Consider the following 20,355-nt stretch of genomic DNA (forward strand, 5'->3'; position numbering starts at 1 on the left):
GTATTAGGGGGGTGAGCGGGGGCCATTCCCCTATTTCGGGTGTTTTGCCCGGAATGTGAAGAGGCGGGCCTGAAGGTCTGGACGCTCCGGGCAAATCACTTGAGATTCACCTAGCGCGCGATTCTGGCGTGAAGGCGGAGAAACAGGCAATGCAGTTATCGGAACGGGAAGGGCTCGAACTCTGGCGCAAGGCGGTCACCGCCTCGGTGCGCTCGGACGCGCCGGACCTGACGGCCCGCCAGCAGGCCGTGCTGATGAGCGTTGCCCTGATGCCCGGCCCCCACACGGTACGCGGCCTTGCCGAACACCTCGGCGTGGCGAAACCTGCCATTACCCGGGCACTGGATGCGCTCGAGCGCCTGGACTTCATCCGCCGCCTGCCGGACGATTCAGACCTTCGCTCGATCTTCATCGAACGCACGCCTGCGGGCATGACCTATCTGCGCGCCTTTGCCCGCCTCATTCTGGCCGCGGCTTCGGGCGAGGAGACGGGTGGCAAGTCTCCGGCCAAACGGTCCAGCGCCGCCGCCTGAGTGCGCACCCCGAGGGCCATCCCATGCCCGACCTGAACGACAAACGCCTTGCCCGCCCCGAAGGGGCGCATGTCCCGCATCAGGTCATCGTGCCGGCCGCGCCGCTGCGCGACCAGCCGCAGGAAGCCGCCCGGCTCGACACCCAGCTTCTCTGCGGCGAGGTGGCCGATGTGTTCCGTGAGGAGGGCGGCTTCGCACTCGTCCGCGCGCGGAGGGATCACTATACCGGCTGGGTGCCGGTGGCCGCGCTGTCACGCGCAGTCATGGCCCCGACGCACAAGGTCAGCGCGCTGCTCACCCTCGGCTTCCGCGCGCCCGATCTCAAATCACCGAACCCGTCGCTCCTGCCCCTCGGCGCCTTGCTGACGGCGACCGGCCAGCGCGAAGGTGCGTGGATCGATTGCGGGCGCAGCGGCTGGGTGCATGAGCGCCATCTCGCCGGGCTGGATGTGTTCAGCGCAGACCCGGCAGGCATCGCCGAGCGTTTCCTCGAAGCGCCCTATCTCTGGGGCGGGCGCGGCGAGCCGGGGCTGGATTGTTCCGGCCTCACCCAGCAGGCCTTTGAAGCGTGCGGCGTGCTGTTGCCGCGCGATTCCGATATGCAGGCCGCCTGGGCCGGAGACGAAGTGGAGCGCTGGCAGGCGCCCGGCGCGCTGAAGCGCGGTGACCTCATCTTCTGGGAAGGCCATGTCGGCATCATCACGCGTCCGGACGAACTGCTGCATGCCAATGCCTGGCACATGGCGGTGGCCCGCGAGCCGCTGAGCGCGGCAATCTCCCGGATCCGCAAGATCGCGGGCGAGGTGACCTGCGTGCGACGCGTGAACATCGCCAGGTCGCGCGGGGTGATGCCGGAGTGGATGACCGCTGACTAACGTGGCAACATGCGCGCCATGACCTCCATCCGCGTTCTCCCGCTCACCAGTTCCCGCACCCGCGCCTTCCGCGAGGCTTACGCAATCTACGAAACCGCCATCCCGCGCGGAGAGCAGAAAACCCGCGCCCAGATCGTCGCGGGCCTGAAACATCCGGGATTCCGATATTGGGCATTCGAGTATGAGGGCGAGATCGCGGGCATCGCCATCCTCTATACCTCAGAGGCAGAGCAGGTGCTGCTGCTGGAATATCTCGCGATCTCGCCCGGGCTGCAGGGCAAGGGCCTCGGCTCGCAGCTTTTCCGCGCCGCCTTCGAGGCGAGCCGCACCGATCCGCGTATGCTCCTGCTGATCGAAGTCGATTCCGAGAATGACAGGATCAGCGAAAAGGAAAAGCGCATACGGCTCAGCCGCAAGCAGTTCTATCGCCGCCTCGGCTGCCTGGAGGCGGAGGGGTTCAACTATATCCTTCCGCTCGAGAATTATGGCCCGCCGCCGCGCATGAGCCTGCTGGTGCTCGGCGCGCGCGGCAACACCGTCGACACGTCGCGCCTGCGCCGCGCGCTGCAGGACATCTACGTCAACGTCTACAAATGCGACCCGTCCGATCCGCGCCTTGACCGGATGTTCGAAGGCCATCGCCGCAGCATTCGTCTGGTCTAGGAGACCCCATGCCCGTCATCAGTTTCAGCAATCAACTCTCGGCGGGCGACATTCTCACCGCGATCGCGTTCATCGCAACGCTCGTGGCAGGCATTGTCTCGCTTCGCCGCTTCGCGCAGACGCTGAAGAACGCGCACTATGCCGAACTCGACAAGCTCTATTTCGACATCATCAAGCTCGGCATTGACCGGCCCTGGCTGGTCGAGCCGCACAGTGCGGAGGCGCGGGGCAATCCGTCCGCCTACGGCGTATATGCCTTCCTGATGTTCAATTTCCTCGAGACCATCTATGACCGCGTGCCCGGTAACGACTATCTCTGCCGCACCTGGTATCCGATCATCCGGCATGAATATACCTTGCATGGGGACTGGCTGCGCGAGGGCACCAACAAGGGCCGGTTCAAGAAGGAGTTCATCACCTTCCTCGAAGCGGAAAAATGGAAACGCTATTGCTGACCCAAACAAAAACCCCCGGCCGGAGCCGGGGGTTTTGCGTTTTGCCGGTATGCCCGGATCAGGTCGGTTCAACTTCCTCAGCCGGGGCGACTTCGCCCTCTGCCGGAGGCAGCGCGATATCGGTGGCTTCGGTTGCGCCTTCGCCTTCTGCCGGTTCGGCAGCTGCGTCAGCCGGAACAGCTTCGCCTTCAGCAGCGGCACGCGGTTCCGGGAAGGCCAGGGCGTTCTCGGTGTTGGCGGCGAGATAGGCGATGACGTTGGCGCGGTCCTGGTCGCGCTTCACGCCGGCAAAGGACATCGAGGTGCCGCGGATATAGCTCGCCGGTGCCTTCAGCCAGGCATCGAGGTTCTCGTAGGACCACTCGCCTTCCGCGGCGTTCATCGCGGCAGAATAGTTGAAGCCCGCGATATGGGCCTTGCTGGCGCCGACCGTGTTGTGAAGGTTCGGGCCGGTGCCATTGGCGCCGCCGGGGGCGATCGTGTGGCAGGTGGCGCACTGGCCGGCGAACAGGCGCTCGCCGCGGCTCAGATCAGCGATGGCGAGGGCCGCGCCGAGGTCGAACACCTCTTCGGCAGCGTCTGCCGAGGCCGCTTCGGCGATCTCGACACAGTAATGGAACTGCGAACACATCTTTTCGCTAAGCGTCTGTTCTGCGCCGTGGTCGTCGCCGTGATGGGCGCCGGAATCGCCGAACACCAGGGCCGGCAGCTGCATCAGCGCCATCAGGCCGAGCGCCGTGGCCAGCAGGGCGCCGAAGATCTTGTTGAGACCGAGTTCTCCCATGGGGGCAATCCTTCGAATCTATCGCGTTTTTGCGTCTTGGCGGGCGCCTTTTGGCACGCTAACCGGGTGCGCACAATATAAACGGTGCCTCAGAGAGGCGCTGCCCCCCGGTGTCGCGGCGATCAGACGCATGCTCCCGGAGGTCAGCTGGCAGGGATTTCCGGAATGACGCTTAAAATAGCCTATCAGGGCGAGCCCGGCGCGAACTCGCACATTGCCTGTGGCGAGGCCTTTCCGGGCCATGAGCCGATGGCGTGCCGGACCTTCGAAGACTGTTTCTCTGCCGTGGAGCGGGGCGAGGCGGCCTTGGCCATGATCCCGGTCGAAAACACCATCGCCGGCCGGGTCGGCGACATTCATTACCTCCTGCCCACCACCCAGCTGCACATCACCGGCGAATATTACCTGCCGATCCGCTTCCAGCTGATGGCCCTGCCGGGGACGAACCTGTCCGACGTGAAGAAGGCGCGCTCCCACATCATGGGGCTCGGCCAGTGCCGCAACTTCCTGCGCAAGCATGGCATTGATCCGGTTACCGCTGCTGACACGGCCGGGGCCGCACGCGAGGTGTCGGAGCTGAAGGACAAATCCGTCGCTGCCATCGCGCCGCGCCTGGCGGCTGAAGTGTACGGTCTCGAAATTCTCGCGGAGAATATCGAGGACGCAATCCACAACACCACGCGCTTCGTCATCATGTCGCGCGAGCCGGCCGATATCGATGCGGGCGAGGGGCCGGCGAAGACAGCCTTCCTGTTCGAGGTGCGCAACATACCGGCCGCTCTCTACAAAGCGCTTGGCGGCTTTGCCACCAACGGCGTCAACATGACGAAGCTCGAGAGCTATCTCGTCGGTGGCTCGTTCGAAGCGTCGCAATTCTATGCCGAGATCGAAGGCCACCCGGACGAGCGCCCGGTGCAGCTTGCGCTGGAGGAACTCGGCTTCTTTTCGCAGTCCCTGAAAATCCTCGGCGTGTTCCCCAAGACGGTAAACGCCCGGCTTTGAATTTTTTTCGCGGCGATTGTCGAAACCGGCAGACCTCGCGGCTCATCATTGCAGGCAGGACTCCTCCTGCCGTTTTGATGGAGCCAAGAATGACCCGTTTCCTCCCGGCCCTTGCCGCTCTTGCGCTTGCGGCCCTGCCGGCCAGCGCCGAGACCTATACACTCTTTATCTATGAGACCCCGGCCGACATCGCCCTGCGCACCGATGCGGGCACGGACGGCGCGGCTTACTGGGCCGCCTATGCCGAGTTCGGCGCGCGGCTGGGCCGCGACGGCGTCGCGCGCGGCGGGGCGCCCCTGATCCCCGGCGAGACCGGCACTGGCGAACTCGTTCTCGGGGGCTATTTCCAGATCGAGACCGCTTCGCGCGCAACTGCCGAAGCCTATGCAGCGGAGGCGCCATCCTCGAAACGCGGCGGCAAGACCGTCATCCTCGAACATCTGCCGACGCCCGGCATGATGGCCCCGCAATAGTCCGCAACCCAGTTAAGGAACACGAACCATGCAATACATGCTGATCTTCACCGAACCCACAGAAGCCTTCGCCAAGCGCGAGGACCCTGCCGAGGCGCCTGCCTATTGGGGCGCGTGGACGGCCTATATGGGCGCGATTGCCCAGGCCGGCATCATGGTCAATGGCGACGGGCTGCATCCGCCGCACACCGCCACGACCGTCCGTATCCGGAACGGCAAGCGCGATGTGCAGGACGGCCCGTATGCCGACGTCAAGGAACAGCTTGGCGGCTATGTCGTGATCGAAGTCCCCAACCTCGATGCAGCGCTCGCCTGGGCCGCGAAGTCGCCGTCTGCAGAGTATGGCTCTGTGGAAGTGCGCCCCGTGCTGCCGCCGCCGGTCCGCTGAATGAGTGAGGGAGACGCCCGCCATGCTGCCGAAGCCGCGGCCCGCCGCAGCTATGGGCGTCTCCTGTCTCTCATCGCGCGCTCGACCCGCGACATCGCCGCCGCCGAAGATGCCCTTGCAGATGCGTTCGCCGAAGCGCTGCGCGTCTGGCCAGAACGCGGTGTGCCGGATCGTCCCGAGGCCTGGCTGCTGACAGCCGCGCGGCGCGCTGCCGGCCATGCCCGCCGCCACCAGGGCGTGCGCGACTCCGCCGCGCCCGCGCTTGAACAGGTTTATGAAGCCATGCAAAGCCGGACCACACCCGAGTTTCCAGACGAACGCCTGAAGCTGATGTTCGTCTGCGCGCATCCGGCCATCGACGAGACTGTCCGCACGCCGCTGATCTTGCAGACCATCCTCGGTCTCGACGCCGCGCGCATCGCCCGGGCCTTCCTCGTCGAGGCACCGGCCATGTCTCAGCGGCTCGTACGCGCCAAAGCGAAGATCCGCGATGCGGGCGTCGCCTTCGAAGTACCGGACACGTCCGCGCTGCAGGAGCGGCTCGAAGATGTGCTTGCCGCGATCTATGCCGCCTACACGCTCGGCTGGGACGATGTGCCGGGCGAGGCCGCAGCAGACGAGCGGCTGACGGAGGAAGCGATCTTTCTCGCGCGGCTGGTAGTCATGTTGCTGCCGCAGGAGCCCGAGGCGAAGGGCCTGCTCGCGCTGATGCTGGCCAGTGAAGCGCGCGCACCCGCGCGGCGCGGGCACGCCGGCGCCTATATTCCGCTCAAAGATCAGGATGTAGGTCTGTGGAACGCCGCGCTGATCGCGGAGGCAGAGGCGTGCCTGCGGTCAGCGGCCATGCTCTCGAGGCCGGGACGCTTCCAGACCGAGGCTGCCATCCAGTCCCTGCACAACCAGTCGGTCATGCAGGGCAACGTACCGGCCTCGGCTCTGCTGATGCTGTATGATGTGCTGGTGCGCCAGTCACCGGCGATCGGCGCAGCTGTCGCGCGGGCGGCGGCGTATGGCGAGCACCGGTCCGCCGAAGAAGGACTTGCGCGCCTTGGCGAGATTCCGGAAGCGCGAGTCGAGACGTACCATCCCTACTGGGCGGCGCGTTTCCATCTGCTGCAAGCTGCGGGGCGCCTGAACGAAGCGGCGCAGGCACATGCAAAGGCCATCTCCCTGACGCGCGATCCGGCGCTGATCGCGTTCCTGACATCTCGGCTGATCAAGCCGGAATAGGATCAGCCCTAGCGCCGCGCGGTTTCCAGCCGCGTCAGTCCGCACGCGGCAGTGATTGCCGGCTCGACATGATCGACAAACAGCTTCGCCTTGCCGCGCAGCTTGCCCGAACTCCACACCGCATGGATCGGCAGGCTCGGTCCCTGCCAGTCCGGCAGCACACGGACGAGACGGATTTCGCCGGTGCATTCCGAAGCGAGCCAGGCCGGCGCAAGGAACAGGCCGAGCCCGCCGGCAGCCGCTTCCAGAAGCGTTTCGCCGGAGGAGGCGCGGAAGGGGCCATCGACACGCGCTTCGAAATGCTCGTTGCCCTTGGTGAGGTCCCAAACCGTCTGGCGCGAATGACGGAAGACCACGGCATCGTGCTGGCTGAGGTCTGAGGGGTGCTTCGGTGTGCCGCGCCGGTCGAGATAGGACTGCGCCGCCCACAACACCTGCGAGGCCTCACCGACTTTCTTCGCCATCAGCCGAGAGTCGCGCAGCTCCCCGAGCCGGAAGGCGATGTCGACCCCTTCGGCGACAAGATCCGTCAGCGCATCATCCGAGATGAGATCGACACGGATGTTCGGCCAAAGCGCCAGGAAGTTCGTCACCGCCGGGGCGATCACGCGGCGCGCGAAAGAATGAGAGCAGGAAATGCGCAGCAGGCCGACCGGCGCATGCTCCAGTCCGCGCGCTTCGGCTTCGGCTTCGTCAAACTCGGCGAGGATGTCGGCGGCGCGCCGGTAGAAGCGCTCGCCGGCTTCAGTGAGGCTCAGCGCGCGCGTGGTGCGCTGGAAGAGGGTGGTGCCCAGCGCCGCCTCCAGATCCTGCACGCGGCGCGAGACAGTCGGCTGGCCAAGCTCAAGATCCGCCGCCGCGCGCGAGAAGCTGCCCGCATCCGCAACACGGATGAACAGGCGCATTGCATCAATCCGGTCCAAGACATTCCACCTCATGCGATTGCCGCATGAAACATAGGCTATGCGCTGAATTTCTGCGAGGGGGGCAACGGCCTCACGCAGCCGTGATTCCGGATCACGGGAGCGTGCTTTGAGGCAATCCGGTCAGTCATGGCATGGGCGCCTATAGCTTAGGACGCCTCCATGAACCGCCTCATCATCAAATACGCCCCTGTCGCATATGCTCTCATCGCCTCGGCTGTCTTCCTCGACAGCCTGCGATTCAAGTTCACCAACGCGCCGGAGACGCAGACCATCTTCGGCAAGCTCGATGCATGGGCGGCGAGCTTCGGCGCCGGCGGCCTGTTCGCCCAGACGGGCTTGTTCAGCCAGTATCTCATCGGCTCTGCCGAACTGGTCGCCTCCGCCCTTTTGCTCGCGAGCCTCGTGCCCGCGTTCAGCCGCCTGCGCGCCATCGGTGCCCTGATCGCCACTGCGGTCATGACGGGCGCGGTCAGCTTCCACCTGTTTACGCCGCTCGGCATCGATCCGAATGCGGATGGCGGCGGGTTGTTCGCGATGGCGGTTGTCGTCTGGCTCACATCGATCGCGATGCTGGTGGCAAACCGCAGCACGCTCTCCGAACTCGCCGCCGCCATCACCGGCGTGCTCTTTCCTCAACCCCTTTCGGGACTGCGGCCTGCCCCTGCGCAGTCCTGAACCTGGCCGCGGAGGGGCGATCTCCCCCTCATCAAACCCTCCGCGGCCACACTTTCTCTCCCTCTTCTCTCCGCACAAGGACTTGATCCATGAACATCCGATCCCTCCTGGCCGCGACAGCCTTCCTGCTTGTCCCCGCCATCGCCCTGCCGGCGCCCGCGTTGGCTGAACCGCACGTCTATACCAGCGCGTTCGACAACATCGCGGTGCAGGGCTACGACCCTGTCGCCTATTTTACAGATGGCAAACCGGTGAAAGGCGCGAAGCAATTCTCGGCCACTTACATGGGCGCCGAGTTCCGCTTCGCCAGCGCAGCAAACCGCGATGCGTTCAAGGCGGAGCCCGCAAAGTACGCGCCGCAATATGGCGGCTATTGTGCGTGGGCCGTAAGTCAGGGCTACCATGCGAAAGGCGACGCGAAGAACTGGAAGATCGTCGATGGCCGACTGTATCTCAACTACAACACTTCGATACAAAAGAAGTGGGAAGCGGACATCCCGGGCTTCATCGCGGCGGCCGATGCCCAGTGGCCGGTGATCAACAAGTAAGGGCGACCTTCACGGATTCGCAGCGCGCCGGCAGGGACACCTGCCGGCGTTTGCATGTTTGCAGCGTGCGGAGAGTCGCGGCGCAGCCTGTGGATAACTTTTCCGGAAGGCGTCTGAGAGGTATTGCCCAGCGAGGTGCGGCGGAGGGGCCCGCGAGCGGCGGAGGAAGATTGAAGCGTTCTGAGGAACGCGAGCAAATTCCTTGAAAAACAAAAAGAAACACGGGCGAACTTGCGTCCGCCCGTTCAATCTGAAGATAGTCCGTAGACTTACTTCTTCTTCTTTGCAGCCGGTTTTTTGGCGGCGGGTTTTTTCGCAGCGGCCGGCTTCTTAGCGGCAGCCGGCTTTGCAGCAGGCTTTTTCGCGGCGGGTTTTTTCGCAGCCGGTTTTTTGGCGGCGGGTTTTTTTGCAACTGCCATCTTCGATCTCCTTTGTATGGCCTGCCAATAATATCCTGATTCGTGGGAAATCAACTCCCAATTTTCATTTTTCAGGCGAAATCTTGTATTAGTCCGTACACGGTCAATCGTTCCGGAAGGCCCAGGCCTTCATGATATGGTGCGCAATCGCCTGTGCCGGCGGGCAGAACAGCTCGGCATGGGTGCCGTTGAGAATGTCCCGCATCTCGCTGCGCGGAATCCAGCGCGCGCTCTCCAGTTCCTTCGAGTCGATGCGGATCTCCTCGTTGTCGGCGGGCAGGATGAAGCCCATCATCAGCGAAGACGGGTAGGGCCAGGGCTGGCACGCAACATATTCGGCGCGCGCAGGGTCGCACAGGATGCCGGCCTCCTCGAAAATCTCGCGCGCCGCCGCCTGTTCGATCGTCTCGCCCGGTTCGCAGAAGCCCGCGAGGCACGACATGAACCCCGCCGGCCAGAATTTCTGCCGCCCGATGAGCGCCTTGTCGCCGCGAACCGCCAGCATGATCGCGACCGGATCGGTACGCGGGAAATGTTCGGCGCCGCAAAGCGCACACTGCGCCTTCCAGCCTGCATCGACGATTCCATTCCTGCCGCCACACTTCGCGCAGAAGCCGTGCGAGCCGTGCCAGAGGAAAAGACTGCGCGCAGTCGAGGCGCAATTGGCGTCCATCGCCGGCATGCGCGCGGCGGCCTGACGAAAATCCTGGAACTCGCCGATGCCTTCGATCAGCGAGCCGGCAAGATCGAAGCGCGGCGGCAGATCGACAGCAAACACGGGCGCGCCGCCCTTGTCCTCACCAAGGAACAGCCGCGGTGATCCGGGCGACACGCGCTCGATCTCCGGGCCCATCCAGACCAGCCCGCCATCGCGCGCGACCAGCGGTGCGCCATCGCGCAGTACGAGGATCAGTACGTCCTTCTGCTTGAAGGCGATATCGAGCCAGGCCTCATCCGTGCGGCGATGCGCAGCGCGGTTGATGGGCTTGGCGGCGAGAGGAATGTCGTTCGAGTTTGTCATGGCGCGGCAACTTATCCGGTTTCGCGAACAAGGGAACGGGCCTCGCAAGGTCACGCATATGCCTTTACTCCGCCCCAGTCTGGTGTGCTAACTCCGGCAAACACAGGGAGGGGAGTCCCATGAAACCGAGATTAGCTGCGAGCCTGATCGCCCTGATGACGGCGGCAACCGCCTGCACGAGCTGGCGTTCCGCGACGCCGGAAACTGAAGCCACACTTGCCCCCGCAAGCGAGACGGTGAAAGCCAACCGTTTCGCAGACGTGACGCTGGGTGAGCCCGACGAGTCGCGCCCTGCCTATGCCGACCCCGCGCTGGATGTGCTGCGCTCGACAAAACTCGCACGCTTCAACAGCGAGGCTGAGTTCCATAGCTGGCTGAAGCTCGTGCGTGACGCCTCGCAGGCGCGCGGCGGGTATTGGTGGCGCGGCAGGGCCTACGAGACCGCGATGCCGGCGCCGATTGCCGAAAGCGCCGCGCCCGGATCACCGCCGCCGCCGCCGCCGCCGCCCGGCGCAGCGGCACCTTCCGCGGATGCTGCGATGGAGTCCATCGTCGTCACGGGCTCAACAATTCCCGCAGATCCGGAAAATCCCGAGATCACCAACAACCAGAAAGCCGGGGTTGATGAAGGCGGCATCGTCAAGCAGATCGGCAACTATCTTGTCGTGCTGCAGGATGGGCGCCTGTTCGTCACCGACCTGAAGCCCGGCGGCGTCAATGGCCTGAAGCTGACTGACCGCGCCAATGTCTACCGCTCCAGCAATGAAGACACCTGGTATGACGAGATGCTCGTCGCCGGCCGCACCATCCTCGTCACCGGTTATTCCTATGCGGAGAATGCGAGCGAGTTCACGGTGCTGAACCTCTCCGACGACGGCAAGGTCACGCGTCAGGCCACCTTCTACATCTCGTCGGACGACTATTATTCCGGGAGCAATTACGCGACGCGGATGATTGACGGCAAACTCGTTATCCATACGCCGATCTTCGTGTCGGGGCGTGGCTGGTGGGATGCGTTCGATCCGCCGGAGATCCGCGAATGGCGCAAGGAAGGCGAGGAAGGCGAACGCGCGCACCTGCGCGGCCGCCCGCTTTTCCGCGCCGAGGATATCTGGATGCCGGTGCAGCGCCTGCTCGATCCGGTCATTCACACGGTCACCGTCTGCGACATCTCCGGCGCGACGGACGCGTCCGCACCGCTCTGCAACGCTACCGCCATCGTCGGTGCCGAGCAGCATACCTTCCTCGTCACCAAGGACGCCTTCTGGCTTTGGCTCGATCCGAGCTGGACAGAGCGCAGCCATGAGGCCAGCGACGAGGCGCTCGACGCCTGCGATGAACGCCTCAGCCACGCGCCGGTGCGCGAGGTCGCGCACTCCGCGCTCGTAAAGCTGCCGATCAATGGTGACACGCCCCAGGTGCTCGGCGTGCGCGGCTCGCCGCAGAACCAGTTCTCGATGGACATGGACGCCGGCACCTTCCGTGCCGTGACGGACTGGCATTCCGCCGCCTGCGATCCGGACTGGAGCGATGAAGCCACACTGACCTTCTTCGATGCGCCGCTCACCGCACTCAGCGATACGTTCCGGGATGAACCCGGCGGGCGCTATGTGCCGCTGCCGACGCCCGGCACGACCGACTATGAAGCCCGCTTCACCGAGAAGCATCTCGTCTATGGCGCGCGCGGCGGCTGGGGCACATTGGCGCCGGATGAAAGCGAAGCCCCGCGCGAGGAAGGCCGGGCGATCATCGTGCCGGTCGACAATCCCTCCTGGCCGGTCACCGTCACCGTGCCGCATGACGTGATCCGCGCCGAGCGGGCAGGGCCGTACATGGCGCTCACCGGCTACCGCGACCACAAGGGCCTCAGCGTCTCGTTGATTGACCTGCGCCTTGAGGAGCCGAAACGCGCCAGCACATTCGTGATGGAGAACCGCTACGAGAGCGAGAACCGCAGCCACGCCTTCAATTCGGCCATCGGCGCAGATGGCGCGGGCCTCATCGGCCTGCCGACCGTGTCACGCTCGGAAGAGTCGGATCGCTGGTGGTGGTGGTCGGACTCCTCCGACCTCTCCTACCTCGCCGCCGATGCGAAAGGCCAGCTGACCACCGCCGGCGAACTTATCGCCACGCGCCGCGATCCCAACACGGACATGCCCACCGGCTATGAATGCGAAGTTTCCTGCGTCGACTGGTACGGCAATGCCCGGCCGATCTTCACAGGGGGCCGCTATCTCGCGCTGATGAACTCCGAGCTCGTCGAAGGCGAACTCGTGGATGGCAGGATCAAGGAGATCCGCCGCATCGACCTGACGGCGAAGCCTGACTGATCAGGTCGTCGCGCCGCTTGCACGGGCGTTGAGATGGTCGACCAGCTCCGGCGTGATCGTGCCGGTGGCGGTCAGGCCTTCCATCGTCTGGTAATCGCGGATCGCTTCGGCGGTGCGCGGACCAACGACACCGTCCGGTGCGCCGGCATCGAAGCCCAGACGGCCGAGCGCGGTCTGCACGGCCTGCACCTGCAGCGGATTGCCGGTGTTCCAGCGCTGGGCGCCGAACTTGCCATTGGCGAGGCCATTCGGCGCTGACGCTTTCCAGCTGCGCGCGCGTTCGCTCACGTCCACCGCGTCCGACATCGGAATGCGGGCGCGCAGGTTGGTCACTTCCTGTTTCGCGCCGGCATCGCCGCCGATTGCCGCCACTTCAAACCAGAACAGCGCTTCAGCGAGATTCTTCTCCGTGCCGATCCCTTCGGCATGCACGACGCCGAGATTGTACTGCGCGTCCAGAAGGCCGTGCTCGGCTGCCTTCGCAAACCAGGCGACTGCGTCCGGCTCGGACTTCGGCCCGCCTTCGCCTTCAGCCAGGAACAGGGCATAGTCATACATCGCGCCGATATGGCCGGCTTCGGCGGCTTTCTGAATCAGGCCCCGCGCTTCGATCAGGTCGCGGTCAACGCCATTGCCGCGCTCATAGAGCTTGCCGAGATCATACTGCGCCGGGGCAATGCCCTTCTGGGCAGCGCGGCGCAGGAAGGACGTCGCGGTTTCGACATCGCCTTCCTTCATCTTCACCTGCGCATACTGGTATTGCGCGATGGCGTTGCCGGCATTGGCTTCGGCCTCGACGCTGACAATAGAAGGAATGCGCGGGAAGGTCGCATCCGCACGCGCGGCCAGCCGCACGGGCGCCTCGCGCTCCGACTGCGCCGGATTTCCCGCCTCGATGGCCGTGGCTGCGGTGACGATGGTCTGGATCGCTGCCTGTTCGGGCGTCAGTTCCGGCTTCGGCTTCGCATCCGCCTTCGGCTTGGCCAGCACCGGCTTCGGCTTGAGGCTCGGTGCTGCCTCCGGAGCGGGGACGGGAACGGGATCTATCGCGGCGCTGGTCAGCTGCGCCATCTCGACCGGGGCCTGCTGCGCGCTTGTGGCGGCGGCTTCGGCCAGTTCGAGAATGCTGGCAGGCTTAGCCTCTGCAGGCGTTGCCTCTCCGAACAGTTCCGTGGCGGCCAGTGCGGCGTCATCTTCGAACAGCACGTCTTCCGCGTCCGCTGCCGGGGTGACCTCTGCCACTTGTGTTGCGGCGGGCGTGCCCGTCTGCGGATCGACATAGGTGTCCACCGGGCCGGCGATCACCGGCTGCGGCGGCTGCTTGCCGCGCAGGTAGAGAAATCCCCCAACTCCGGCGCCGGTTGCAACCACGGCCGTAGCAGCGAGATACAGCGGCAGCTTCGACACGCCGGATTTCGGCGAGGTGGCCGGGGTCTGGGCGGCAGGCTTGGCGCGCGGGGTCTGTTCGACAGCGGCCATCGCGGCGCGGCGCGCGCGTGCGATATAGTCGCTGGTCTCCTGGTCTTCCGGAATCGTGCTCGTTTTTGCCAGCACGGCAGCGAAGTCCGGTTCTTCATCGAAGATGTCGGACTCGCGTGTCTCGGCATGGCTGTGCTCGAGGCTGTCATCCAGCATCTCGAACCCGTCGAGCTCCGAGACCGGATCAAAGCCGCGCGCATCATCCTCTTCTTCGGTAAGCGGGGCAGGTGCAGCCGCCATCGCGGCCTGCGGCGCGGGCGTTTCCTGTGCTGGCTCCTCGAAACCTGCGTAGAGGTCATCCTCGTCCACCGGCACATCGGCGACATAGGAATGCACCGGCGGCGCAGCCTGCTCGGCCTGAGCCTCAGCTTTCGCGGCCGAGATGCGGCTCGCGGCGGCGCGGATTGCGTCGAAATCTGCCTTGTACGGACTTTCCGGTTCGGCGTCCTCGATCACTTCCCAGCCCGAGAAACCTGCCTGGAATTCTTCTTCCGGCTCTGCCGCTTCCGGCGCGGAGGTGAAGATGTCCTCGACCATCGTCGGGCTGCCCGGCAGATCTGCTGGCGCCTCGTCTGCCATCACCGGCGGCGGGACGGGAACGTCCGGCGGCGTGGTGAAGGCTTCGAGGCTTTCCAGCCGTGTGGCGAGCGCGGCAATCGCGCGCTGCACCGGCGAGAGCGATTCAGAGGACTGCGCCTGCATCCGCTCAAGCCGCTCGGACACACCCGCGAGCGCGTCGGAGAGGCGCGCGTCCGAGGCCTGGCGCATCCCATCCAGATCCTGCGCAAGGGCGCTGATCGCTTCGTCCTGACGTTTCTGCAGCCGCACAGCGGCAACGGTGACCTGCTCGCCGACCTGTTCGATCGCTTCGGCGTTGCGGATTTCGCTTTCCTCGATCCGCTCCTCCACATGCGTGGCGAGCGCGTCGATGCGTTCGGCGACCGTGGCGCCAAGCTTGCCGATTTCTTCCTGCACGGCGGCGGTGACATTGCCGGGGCCCTGCGCCTCGACTTCGGCGAGGCGGGTCTTCAGTGTACCCACATCTTCCGCATAACGCGCATCCTGGGCTTCCGCTGCGCGGGCAATCTCGCTCGCCATTTCAAGGCGGGCGCTGTCGACGGCCTGGCGCACCGAGCGGGTGAGGTCTTCAAAGCGCTGCTCGAATTCCTGCTTCAGGCGTCCGGCCAGTTCCGGGTCCACGGTTGAGGCAACCGCCTCGATCCGTTCGTCGAGATGAGCGAAGGTTTGTTCAAGGCTCTTGAGTGCGGTGTCGGTGCTGGTCTCGGCGCGGTTGAGGCGCTCCTGGATGCGGACCAGCGTGCCTTCCATCGAGTCGAGCGCGCCGGAGACATCGGCTTCGACCGCCGAGAGCCGGGCTTCGGCCTGATCGGACCGGGCAAGGCGTTCCTGCACCTGCGTCTCGAGATTGCCCAGCCGGTCCGCCAGCTGGCGCGTCTGGCCTTCGGCGCGAAGCTCCGCCTGCTGAACAGCCCGCTCCACGCGCGCGGCCGCTTCCGACAGCGTGCGGTCCACGCGCGTCTCCATGCCATCGACACGTTCCTGCATGTCGGCAAAGCCGGCTTCGACGCGGCCCTTGATGGCGGCGGTTTCGTTCTGGGTCAGCTCGCCTTCATCATAGACATGGCTGGCAAGCTTGCCGAGCGCGTCTTCGAGCGCCTTCAGCGCTTCCAGGTTACGCGCGCCGCTGTCGTCCTGCTCCATGCGGCGGACCTTGGATTGCAGCGCCTCATGCGTGACGCGCATCTCCTCGATCAGGCCTTCGACATGGCCGGCGACCGCAGCGGTCGTCTGCTCGGCATTCTGCAGGCGGGCGACGAGGCCGAGCACGGTATGGTCGATGCCATTGATGGCGAGGGTCGAGCGCGCCTCGGTCGCCTCGATGCGGCGGGTGAGGCGGTCCAGCGCCGTCGCCGGATCATAGGCCGGCGCATGATGTTGCGGCTGGGGCTGCGGCGGGGGCGCGGTGCGCCGCGTATAGGAGTAAGGAGTTTCCATGGGCTGCGGTTGCGGCTGGCGCGGCAGCGGTTCTTCCTCAGACATCAGAAGGCGGTTCAGGTATTCGCCCAGGGTGATTCCTTCGGCCATCGCGGCTTCCCGCGCGGCTTCCCGGGCCCGCTGGTCGAATGCCCGCCCGCTCCAAGGTCCACCCTGACTCATGTGATCGTCCTCACGCCCGGGCCGTCCTGCCTCTTGGTTAAGGAGAACGGCGGATTTGTTTACACCCTGCCAGAAATGGCCCGGTGTCTGTTAAGGGCGGGTTAAAGGTAAGATTCCTGGCAGTTTTCTCTTCCGCGGAGTCAGGCAGTGTAACCTTCCCTTAGCGTAAGCGGAAATTTACGTTGACGTTCAGGGAAGGTCGCGCTTACATGGCGCATATAAGAAAACACGCCATCCAAGGGAGATACACGTCATGCAACATCATCACCGTACCGCTACCTCCATTTCGGCCGCCGATTCGCGCACCTACACGATCTCGGAACTGGCCCGTGAATTCGGCGTCACCCCCCGCGCCCTGCGCTTCTATGAAGACAAGGACATGCTGCACCCCGCCCGGGACGGCATGATGCGCCTCTACTCCAACCGCGACCGCGCCCGGCTGACCATCATCGTCCGCCTGAAACGCCTCGGCCTGCCGCTGGCCGATATTCGCGAAATCCTGGACCTCTATGCCCTCAACGACGGCAAGCGCGCCCAGACCCGGATGATGCTGGAAAAGTTCCGCAAACAGGCCCGCGAGCTGGAAGTCCAGCGCCAGGACATCGAAACGGCGCTGACCGAACTCTATAAAGGCATCGAATGGCTGGAAGACCTCGTCTCCAACAACGGCGCCTCGGAAGAGACCAAACGCCAAGCCGCCGCCTATGAACAGGTCGCCCGCAAGCAGCTCGACGAAGTCTGAGTCGCCCTTACCGATAAAATTGTAGATTACCGGAGCGTGTTGGAATGACTTTTCCAACACGCTTTGCCATTCAAGGCCGCAAACTTCCTGTTTGAGAGGAGCCTATCCCGATGCCGCGCTATGACGCCCCCGTTCGTGACATGCAGTTCGTCCTGCACGAGCTCTTGCAACTCCAGAATTATTCGAACCTGCCGGGCTTTGCCGAGGCGACCCCCGAGACGATCGACCAGATCCTCGAAGAGGGCGCCAAGTTCGCCAAGAACGTGCTCTACCCGCTGAACGCCGTCGGCGACCGGCAGGGCTGCAAGCGCAACCCCGATGCCAGCGTCAAGACGCCGGACGGCTTCCCGGAGGCCTACAGGCAGCTGGTCGAGAATGGCTGGCCGCTGCTGGCCGCCCACCCGGAAATGGGCGGGCAGGGCCTGCCGCATGTTGTCAACATCGCCTGGACCGAGATGGTCTCGGCCTCCAACATGGCCTTCGGCATGTATCCCGGCCTGACGCACGGCGCCTATCAGGCGCTGATGGCGGGCGGCTCGGAGGAGCAGAAGCAGAAATACGGGCCAAAGATGGCCTCGGCCGAATGGGCCGGCACGATGAACCTGACCGAGCCGCATTGCGGCACAGATCTCGGCCTGATCAAAACCAAAGCCGTTCCGCAGGCCGATGGCAGCTACAAGATCACCGGCCAGAAGATCTGGATCTCCGGCGGTGAGCAGGACCTCACCGAAAACATCATCCACCTCGTCCTCGCCCGCATCGAAGGCGGCCCGGAAGGCATCAAGGGCATCTCGCTGTTTGTCGTGCCGAAATACATCGTCAACGATGATGGCAGCCTCGGCGCGCGCAACAGCTGCTCCTGCGGCGGCCTCGAGGAGAAGATGGGCATCCACGGCAACGCCACCTGCGTGATGAACTATGACGGCGCCACCGGCTGGCTCGTCGGCGAAGCGCACAAGGGCATGCGCACCATGTTCGTGATGATGAACGAGGCCCGCCTCGGCGTCGGCCTGCAGGGCTTGTCGCAGGCGGAAGCGGCCTACCAGAACGCGCTCGACTTCGCGAAGGACCGCGTGCAGGGCCGCTCGCTGACCGGCGTGCAAGCCCCGGACAAACCGGCCGACCCGATCATCGTGCACCCGGACGTGCGCCGCATGCTGCTGGAACAGAAAGCCTTCATCGAGGGCGGCCGCGCCTTTGCCTACTGGATGGCCTTCCAGGGCGACCTGCAGCACAAGTCGCCGGACGAGAAAGTGCGCGAGAAGGCAGGCGACTACATGGCCCTTCTGACGCCTGTCGTGAAAGCCTACCTCACCCACAAGGGCTATGAGTGCGCCAATACCGGCCTGCTGCTGCATGGCGGCTCCGGCTTTACCCGCGAATGGGGCATCGAGCAGACGGTGCGCGATTGCCGCATTACCACCATCTATGAAGGCACCAACGGCGTGCAGGCGCTCGACCTTGTCGGCCGCAAGCTCGGCGCAAACGGTGGCCGCGCGGTGTTCTCCTTCTTCGGCGAGATCGACGAGTTCGTCTCGGCAAGCGAAGGCGTTGCCGGCCTCGAGCCCTATCTCGAAGGCCTGAAGACCGCCCGCGCCCAACTGCAGGACTGCACGATGTGGCTGATGCAGAACGGCATGAGCGACTTCAACAATGCCGGCGCCTCCAGCCATGACTACCTGCACCTGATGGGCCTCACCGCGCTCGCCTATATGTGGGCGCGCATGGCGAAGATCGCGCTGGAGAAGAAAGCCTCGGGCGATCCCTTCTATGCCGCCAAGCTCGCCACGGGCCGTTACTTCGTCGAGCGCATGCTGCCGGACACCGCCGCCCACCTCGCCAAGGTGAAGACGGGTGCGGCCGCAATGATGGCTCTCAGCGAGGCGCAGTTCTGATACATTGCTGACGCTGCGGCACGGATGGCGCATTCGTGCCGCGGCGCCTACATGCTGACGTGAACGTAAGCGGCAACCCGCGTGCCGCGAGGTACCCGGAGATAACTGATGCGTGAGAGCCCCCTGAATGTTCCGAAAGCTGCCTGGCGGCAGGATGAGGAACTCGACATTTTCGCCGATGCCGTCGGCAGCTTCTTCGAAAAGGAATGCGCGCCGCATGTCGCCGCCTGGCGCAAGGCGGGCATCGTGCCGCGCGAGATCTGGACGAAGGCCGGCGAGATGGGCCTGCTGGGTGCCTCGGTGCCGGAAGAATATGGCGGGGCAGGCGGCGACTTCCGCCATGAGGCGATCATCATCGAGCAGCAGCAGTGGAAGGGCATCGACGGCTTCGGCATCACGCTGCACAACGCCATCATCGCGCCCTACATCACCGCCTACGGCACAGAAGAACAGAAGCGCCGCTGGCTGCCGAAGATCTGCTCGGGCGAACTCGTCACCGCTATCGCGATGACCGAGCCGGGCGCCGGCTCCGACCTTCAGGGCATGAAGACGACCGCGAAGCTGGATGGCGATCACTACGTCATCAACGGCTCGAAGACCTTTATCTCAAACGGCCAGACCGCTGACCTGATCCTGCTTTGCGTGAAGACGGACCCCACCAAAGGCGCCAAGGGCATCTCGATCATCTGTGTCGAGACCGAAGCGGTGGAAGGCAAGGGCGGCTTCCGCCGTGGCCGTAACCTCGACAAGGTTGGCCAGCATGCGGCCGACACATCGGAACTCTTCTTCGATGATGTCCGCGTTCCGGCCGCTCACCTGCTCGGCGGGGAAGCCGGGAAGGGGTTCATCCAGCTCATGCAGAAACTCCCGCAGGAGCGTCATATCATCGGTCTCCAAGGCGTCGGCATGATCGAGCGCGCGATCCATGAGACGGTGAACTATGTCAAAGGCCGCAAGGCATTTGGCCAGACGATCTTCGATTTCCAGAATACCCAGTTCAAGCTAGCCGAATGCAAGACCGAGGCGACTGTCGCAAAAGTGTTCGCTGATCACTGCACGGAGCTTCTCCTGAAGGAGGAGCTGGATGCGTCGACGGCCTCGATGTCGAAATACTGGATCTCTGATCTCCAGTGCAAGATCATCGATGAATGCCTGCAACTGCATGGCGGCTTCGGCTATATGGATGAATATCCCATTGCCCAGATGTATGCCGACGCCCGCGTTCAGCGCATCTATGGCGGCGCCAACGAAGTGATGAAAATGCTGATCGCGAGGACGCTGTAGAGACATATGCCTGACCGGCACCTCCTCCGCGAAACCTTCCCAAGCCCCGCGCGCAGCTCGGTCTCGCTCGGCTTTGAGCTCCTTGAGCTCGACGCGAAAGCGATGACCACGCACGTGCGTTTCAATGGCAGCCCGGACTTCACCAATCCCGCCGGCTATATCCAGGGCGGCTATCTCGTCGCGATGATGGACGATGCCATCGGCATGCTGACGACCGTGAAAGCGGGTATATCAAAATATCCATCCACGGTGGACCTGCACACGCATTTCCTCCGCCCCGTCCGCGTTGGCCCCATCGAGGTTGCCGCGCGCCTTCGCAATGTCGGCCGGGCGATGGTCTTCGCCGAGGCTGACCTTTTCGACTCGCGCGGCAAGGAAGCCGCGCGGGCCACTGCATCCCTGACACTGAACCCGGTGAAAGCACCGGCGACCCCATCCTGATCCCCTGAAAGGAG

At 64.5% G+C, this 20,355-nt stretch carries 20 protein-coding genes; 15 read left to right on the plus strand and 5 right to left on the minus strand.

Annotation, left to right across the window (positions count from 1 at the left end):
• The first annotated feature begins 149 nt into the window (after positions 1-149).
• Genes ACK4TE_RS00960 through ACK4TE_RS00975 form a run of 4 tightly spaced genes read left to right on the plus strand, consistent with a single transcriptional unit; the run spans position 150 to position 2,526 of the window.
• Positions 150-533 (plus strand): MarR family transcriptional regulator, encoded by a 384-nt coding sequence (locus tag ACK4TE_RS00960; RefSeq protein ID WP_409909591.1) that lies wholly within the window; start codon positions 150-152, stop codon positions 531-533.
• A 23-nt stretch (positions 534-556) separates the two neighbouring features.
• Positions 557-1,408, plus strand: a complete 852-nt coding sequence (locus tag ACK4TE_RS00965; protein WP_409909592.1) for a C40 family peptidase — start codon at positions 557-559, stop codon at positions 1,406-1,408.
• A gap of 18 nt (positions 1,409-1,426) precedes the next feature.
• On the plus strand, positions 1,427-2,071 hold the full coding sequence (locus ACK4TE_RS00970; protein ID WP_409909593.1) for a GNAT family N-acetyltransferase: 645 nt from the start codon (positions 1,427-1,429) through the stop codon (positions 2,069-2,071).
• An 8-nt stretch (positions 2,072-2,079) separates the two neighbouring features.
• Positions 2,080-2,526, plus strand: a complete 447-nt coding sequence (locus ACK4TE_RS00975; protein ID WP_409909594.1) for a hypothetical protein — start codon at positions 2,080-2,082, stop codon at positions 2,524-2,526.
• A 58-nt stretch (positions 2,527-2,584) separates the two neighbouring features.
• Here ACK4TE_RS00975 and ACK4TE_RS00980 read toward each other — a convergent pair whose 3' ends face one another.
• Complete coding sequence (locus ACK4TE_RS00980) at positions 2,585-3,310, minus strand: c-type cytochrome (RefSeq protein WP_409909595.1); 726 nt, start codon at positions 3,308-3,310, stop codon at positions 2,585-2,587.
• A gap of 165 nt (positions 3,311-3,475) precedes the next feature.
• On the opposite strand from ACK4TE_RS00980, the gene ACK4TE_RS00985 reads away from it, so the two are divergent.
• The 4 genes from ACK4TE_RS00985 to ACK4TE_RS01000 all read left to right on the plus strand — a co-directional run bounded on the left by ACK4TE_RS00985 (position 3,476) and on the right by ACK4TE_RS01000 (position 6,403).
• The gene (locus ACK4TE_RS00985; protein ID WP_409909596.1) at positions 3,476-4,312 is read left to right on the plus strand and encodes a prephenate dehydratase; all 837 of its coding nucleotides are present in this window, start codon (positions 3,476-3,478) and stop codon (positions 4,310-4,312) included.
• Positions 4,313-4,401: 89 nt separating this feature from the next.
• Complete coding sequence (locus ACK4TE_RS00990) at positions 4,402-4,785, plus strand: hypothetical protein (protein ID WP_409909597.1); 384 nt, start codon at positions 4,402-4,404, stop codon at positions 4,783-4,785.
• A gap of 28 nt (positions 4,786-4,813) precedes the next feature.
• The gene (locus tag ACK4TE_RS00995) at positions 4,814-5,173 is read left to right on the plus strand and encodes a YciI family protein (protein ID WP_409909598.1); all 360 of its coding nucleotides are present in this window, start codon (positions 4,814-4,816) and stop codon (positions 5,171-5,173) included.
• Positions 5,174-6,403 (plus strand): RNA polymerase sigma factor, encoded by a 1,230-nt coding sequence (locus ACK4TE_RS01000; protein WP_409909599.1) that lies wholly within the window; start codon positions 5,174-5,176, stop codon positions 6,401-6,403.
• 8 nt (positions 6,404-6,411) lie between these two features.
• On the opposite strand, the gene ACK4TE_RS01005 is transcribed toward ACK4TE_RS01000, so the two are convergent.
• Positions 6,412-7,326 carry a LysR substrate-binding domain-containing protein gene (locus tag ACK4TE_RS01005; RefSeq protein ID WP_409909600.1) on the minus strand — a complete coding sequence of 305 codons (915 nt, stop codon included), beginning with the start codon at positions 7,324-7,326 and terminating at the stop codon, positions 6,412-6,414.
• A 162-nt stretch (positions 7,327-7,488) separates the two neighbouring features.
• On the opposite strand from ACK4TE_RS01005, the gene ACK4TE_RS01010 reads away from it, so the two are divergent.
• Together ACK4TE_RS01010 and ACK4TE_RS01015 are read left to right on the plus strand one after the other, a co-directional pair.
• Positions 7,489-8,004, plus strand: coding sequence for a hypothetical protein (locus ACK4TE_RS01010; RefSeq protein ID WP_409909601.1), 516 nt, complete (start codon positions 7,489-7,491; stop codon positions 8,002-8,004).
• 89 nt (positions 8,005-8,093) lie between these two features.
• On the plus strand, positions 8,094-8,552 hold the full coding sequence (locus ACK4TE_RS01015) for a YHS domain-containing (seleno)protein (RefSeq protein WP_409909602.1): 459 nt from the start codon (positions 8,094-8,096) through the stop codon (positions 8,550-8,552).
• A 269-nt stretch (positions 8,553-8,821) separates the two neighbouring features.
• On the opposite strand, the gene ACK4TE_RS01020 is transcribed toward ACK4TE_RS01015, so the two are convergent.
• Together ACK4TE_RS01020 and nudC are read right to left on the minus strand one after the other, a co-directional pair.
• Entirely contained in the window at positions 8,822-9,025 is a 204-nt protein-coding gene (locus ACK4TE_RS01020; protein ID WP_409909603.1) for a hypothetical protein, read from the minus strand.
• A 49-nt stretch (positions 9,026-9,074) separates the two neighbouring features.
• The gene (gene nudC / locus ACK4TE_RS01025) at positions 9,075-9,992 is read right to left on the minus strand and encodes an NAD(+) diphosphatase (RefSeq protein ID WP_409909604.1); all 918 of its coding nucleotides are present in this window, start codon (positions 9,990-9,992) and stop codon (positions 9,075-9,077) included.
• Between the two features lie 119 nt (positions 9,993-10,111).
• On the opposite strand from nudC, the gene ACK4TE_RS01030 reads away from it, so the two are divergent.
• Positions 10,112-12,322 (plus strand): beta-propeller domain-containing protein, encoded by a 2,211-nt coding sequence (locus ACK4TE_RS01030; protein ID WP_409909605.1) that lies wholly within the window; start codon positions 10,112-10,114, stop codon positions 12,320-12,322.
• On the opposite strand, the gene ACK4TE_RS01035 is transcribed toward ACK4TE_RS01030, so the two are convergent.
• Positions 12,323-15,979, minus strand: a complete 3,657-nt coding sequence (locus ACK4TE_RS01035) for a peptidoglycan-binding protein (protein ID WP_409909606.1) — start codon at positions 15,977-15,979, stop codon at positions 12,323-12,325.
• A gap of 253 nt (positions 15,980-16,232) precedes the next feature.
• On the opposite strand from ACK4TE_RS01035, the gene ACK4TE_RS01040 reads away from it, so the two are divergent.
• The 4 genes from ACK4TE_RS01040 to ACK4TE_RS01055 all read left to right on the plus strand — a co-directional run bounded on the left by ACK4TE_RS01040 (position 16,233) and on the right by ACK4TE_RS01055 (position 20,341).
• Positions 16,233-16,721 (plus strand): MerR family transcriptional regulator, encoded by a 489-nt coding sequence (locus ACK4TE_RS01040; protein ID WP_409909607.1) that lies wholly within the window; start codon positions 16,233-16,235, stop codon positions 16,719-16,721.
• Between the two features lie 110 nt (positions 16,722-16,831).
• A complete protein-coding gene (locus ACK4TE_RS01045; RefSeq protein WP_409909608.1) occupies positions 16,832-18,616 on the plus strand; it encodes an acyl-CoA dehydrogenase C-terminal domain-containing protein in 1,785 nt (594 codons plus the stop codon).
• A gap of 108 nt (positions 18,617-18,724) precedes the next feature.
• On the plus strand, positions 18,725-19,900 hold the full coding sequence (locus ACK4TE_RS01050) for an acyl-CoA dehydrogenase family protein (protein WP_409909609.1): 1,176 nt from the start codon (positions 18,725-18,727) through the stop codon (positions 19,898-19,900).
• A 6-nt stretch (positions 19,901-19,906) separates the two neighbouring features.
• A complete protein-coding gene (locus ACK4TE_RS01055; RefSeq protein WP_409909610.1) occupies positions 19,907-20,341 on the plus strand; it encodes a PaaI family thioesterase in 435 nt (144 codons plus the stop codon).
• The last annotated feature ends 14 nt before the right edge of the window (positions 20,342-20,355 follow it).

Source organism: Hyphomonas sp. (genome assembly GCF_046313975.1).
GTDB lineage: Bacteria > Pseudomonadota > Alphaproteobacteria > Caulobacterales > Hyphomonadaceae > Hyphomonas.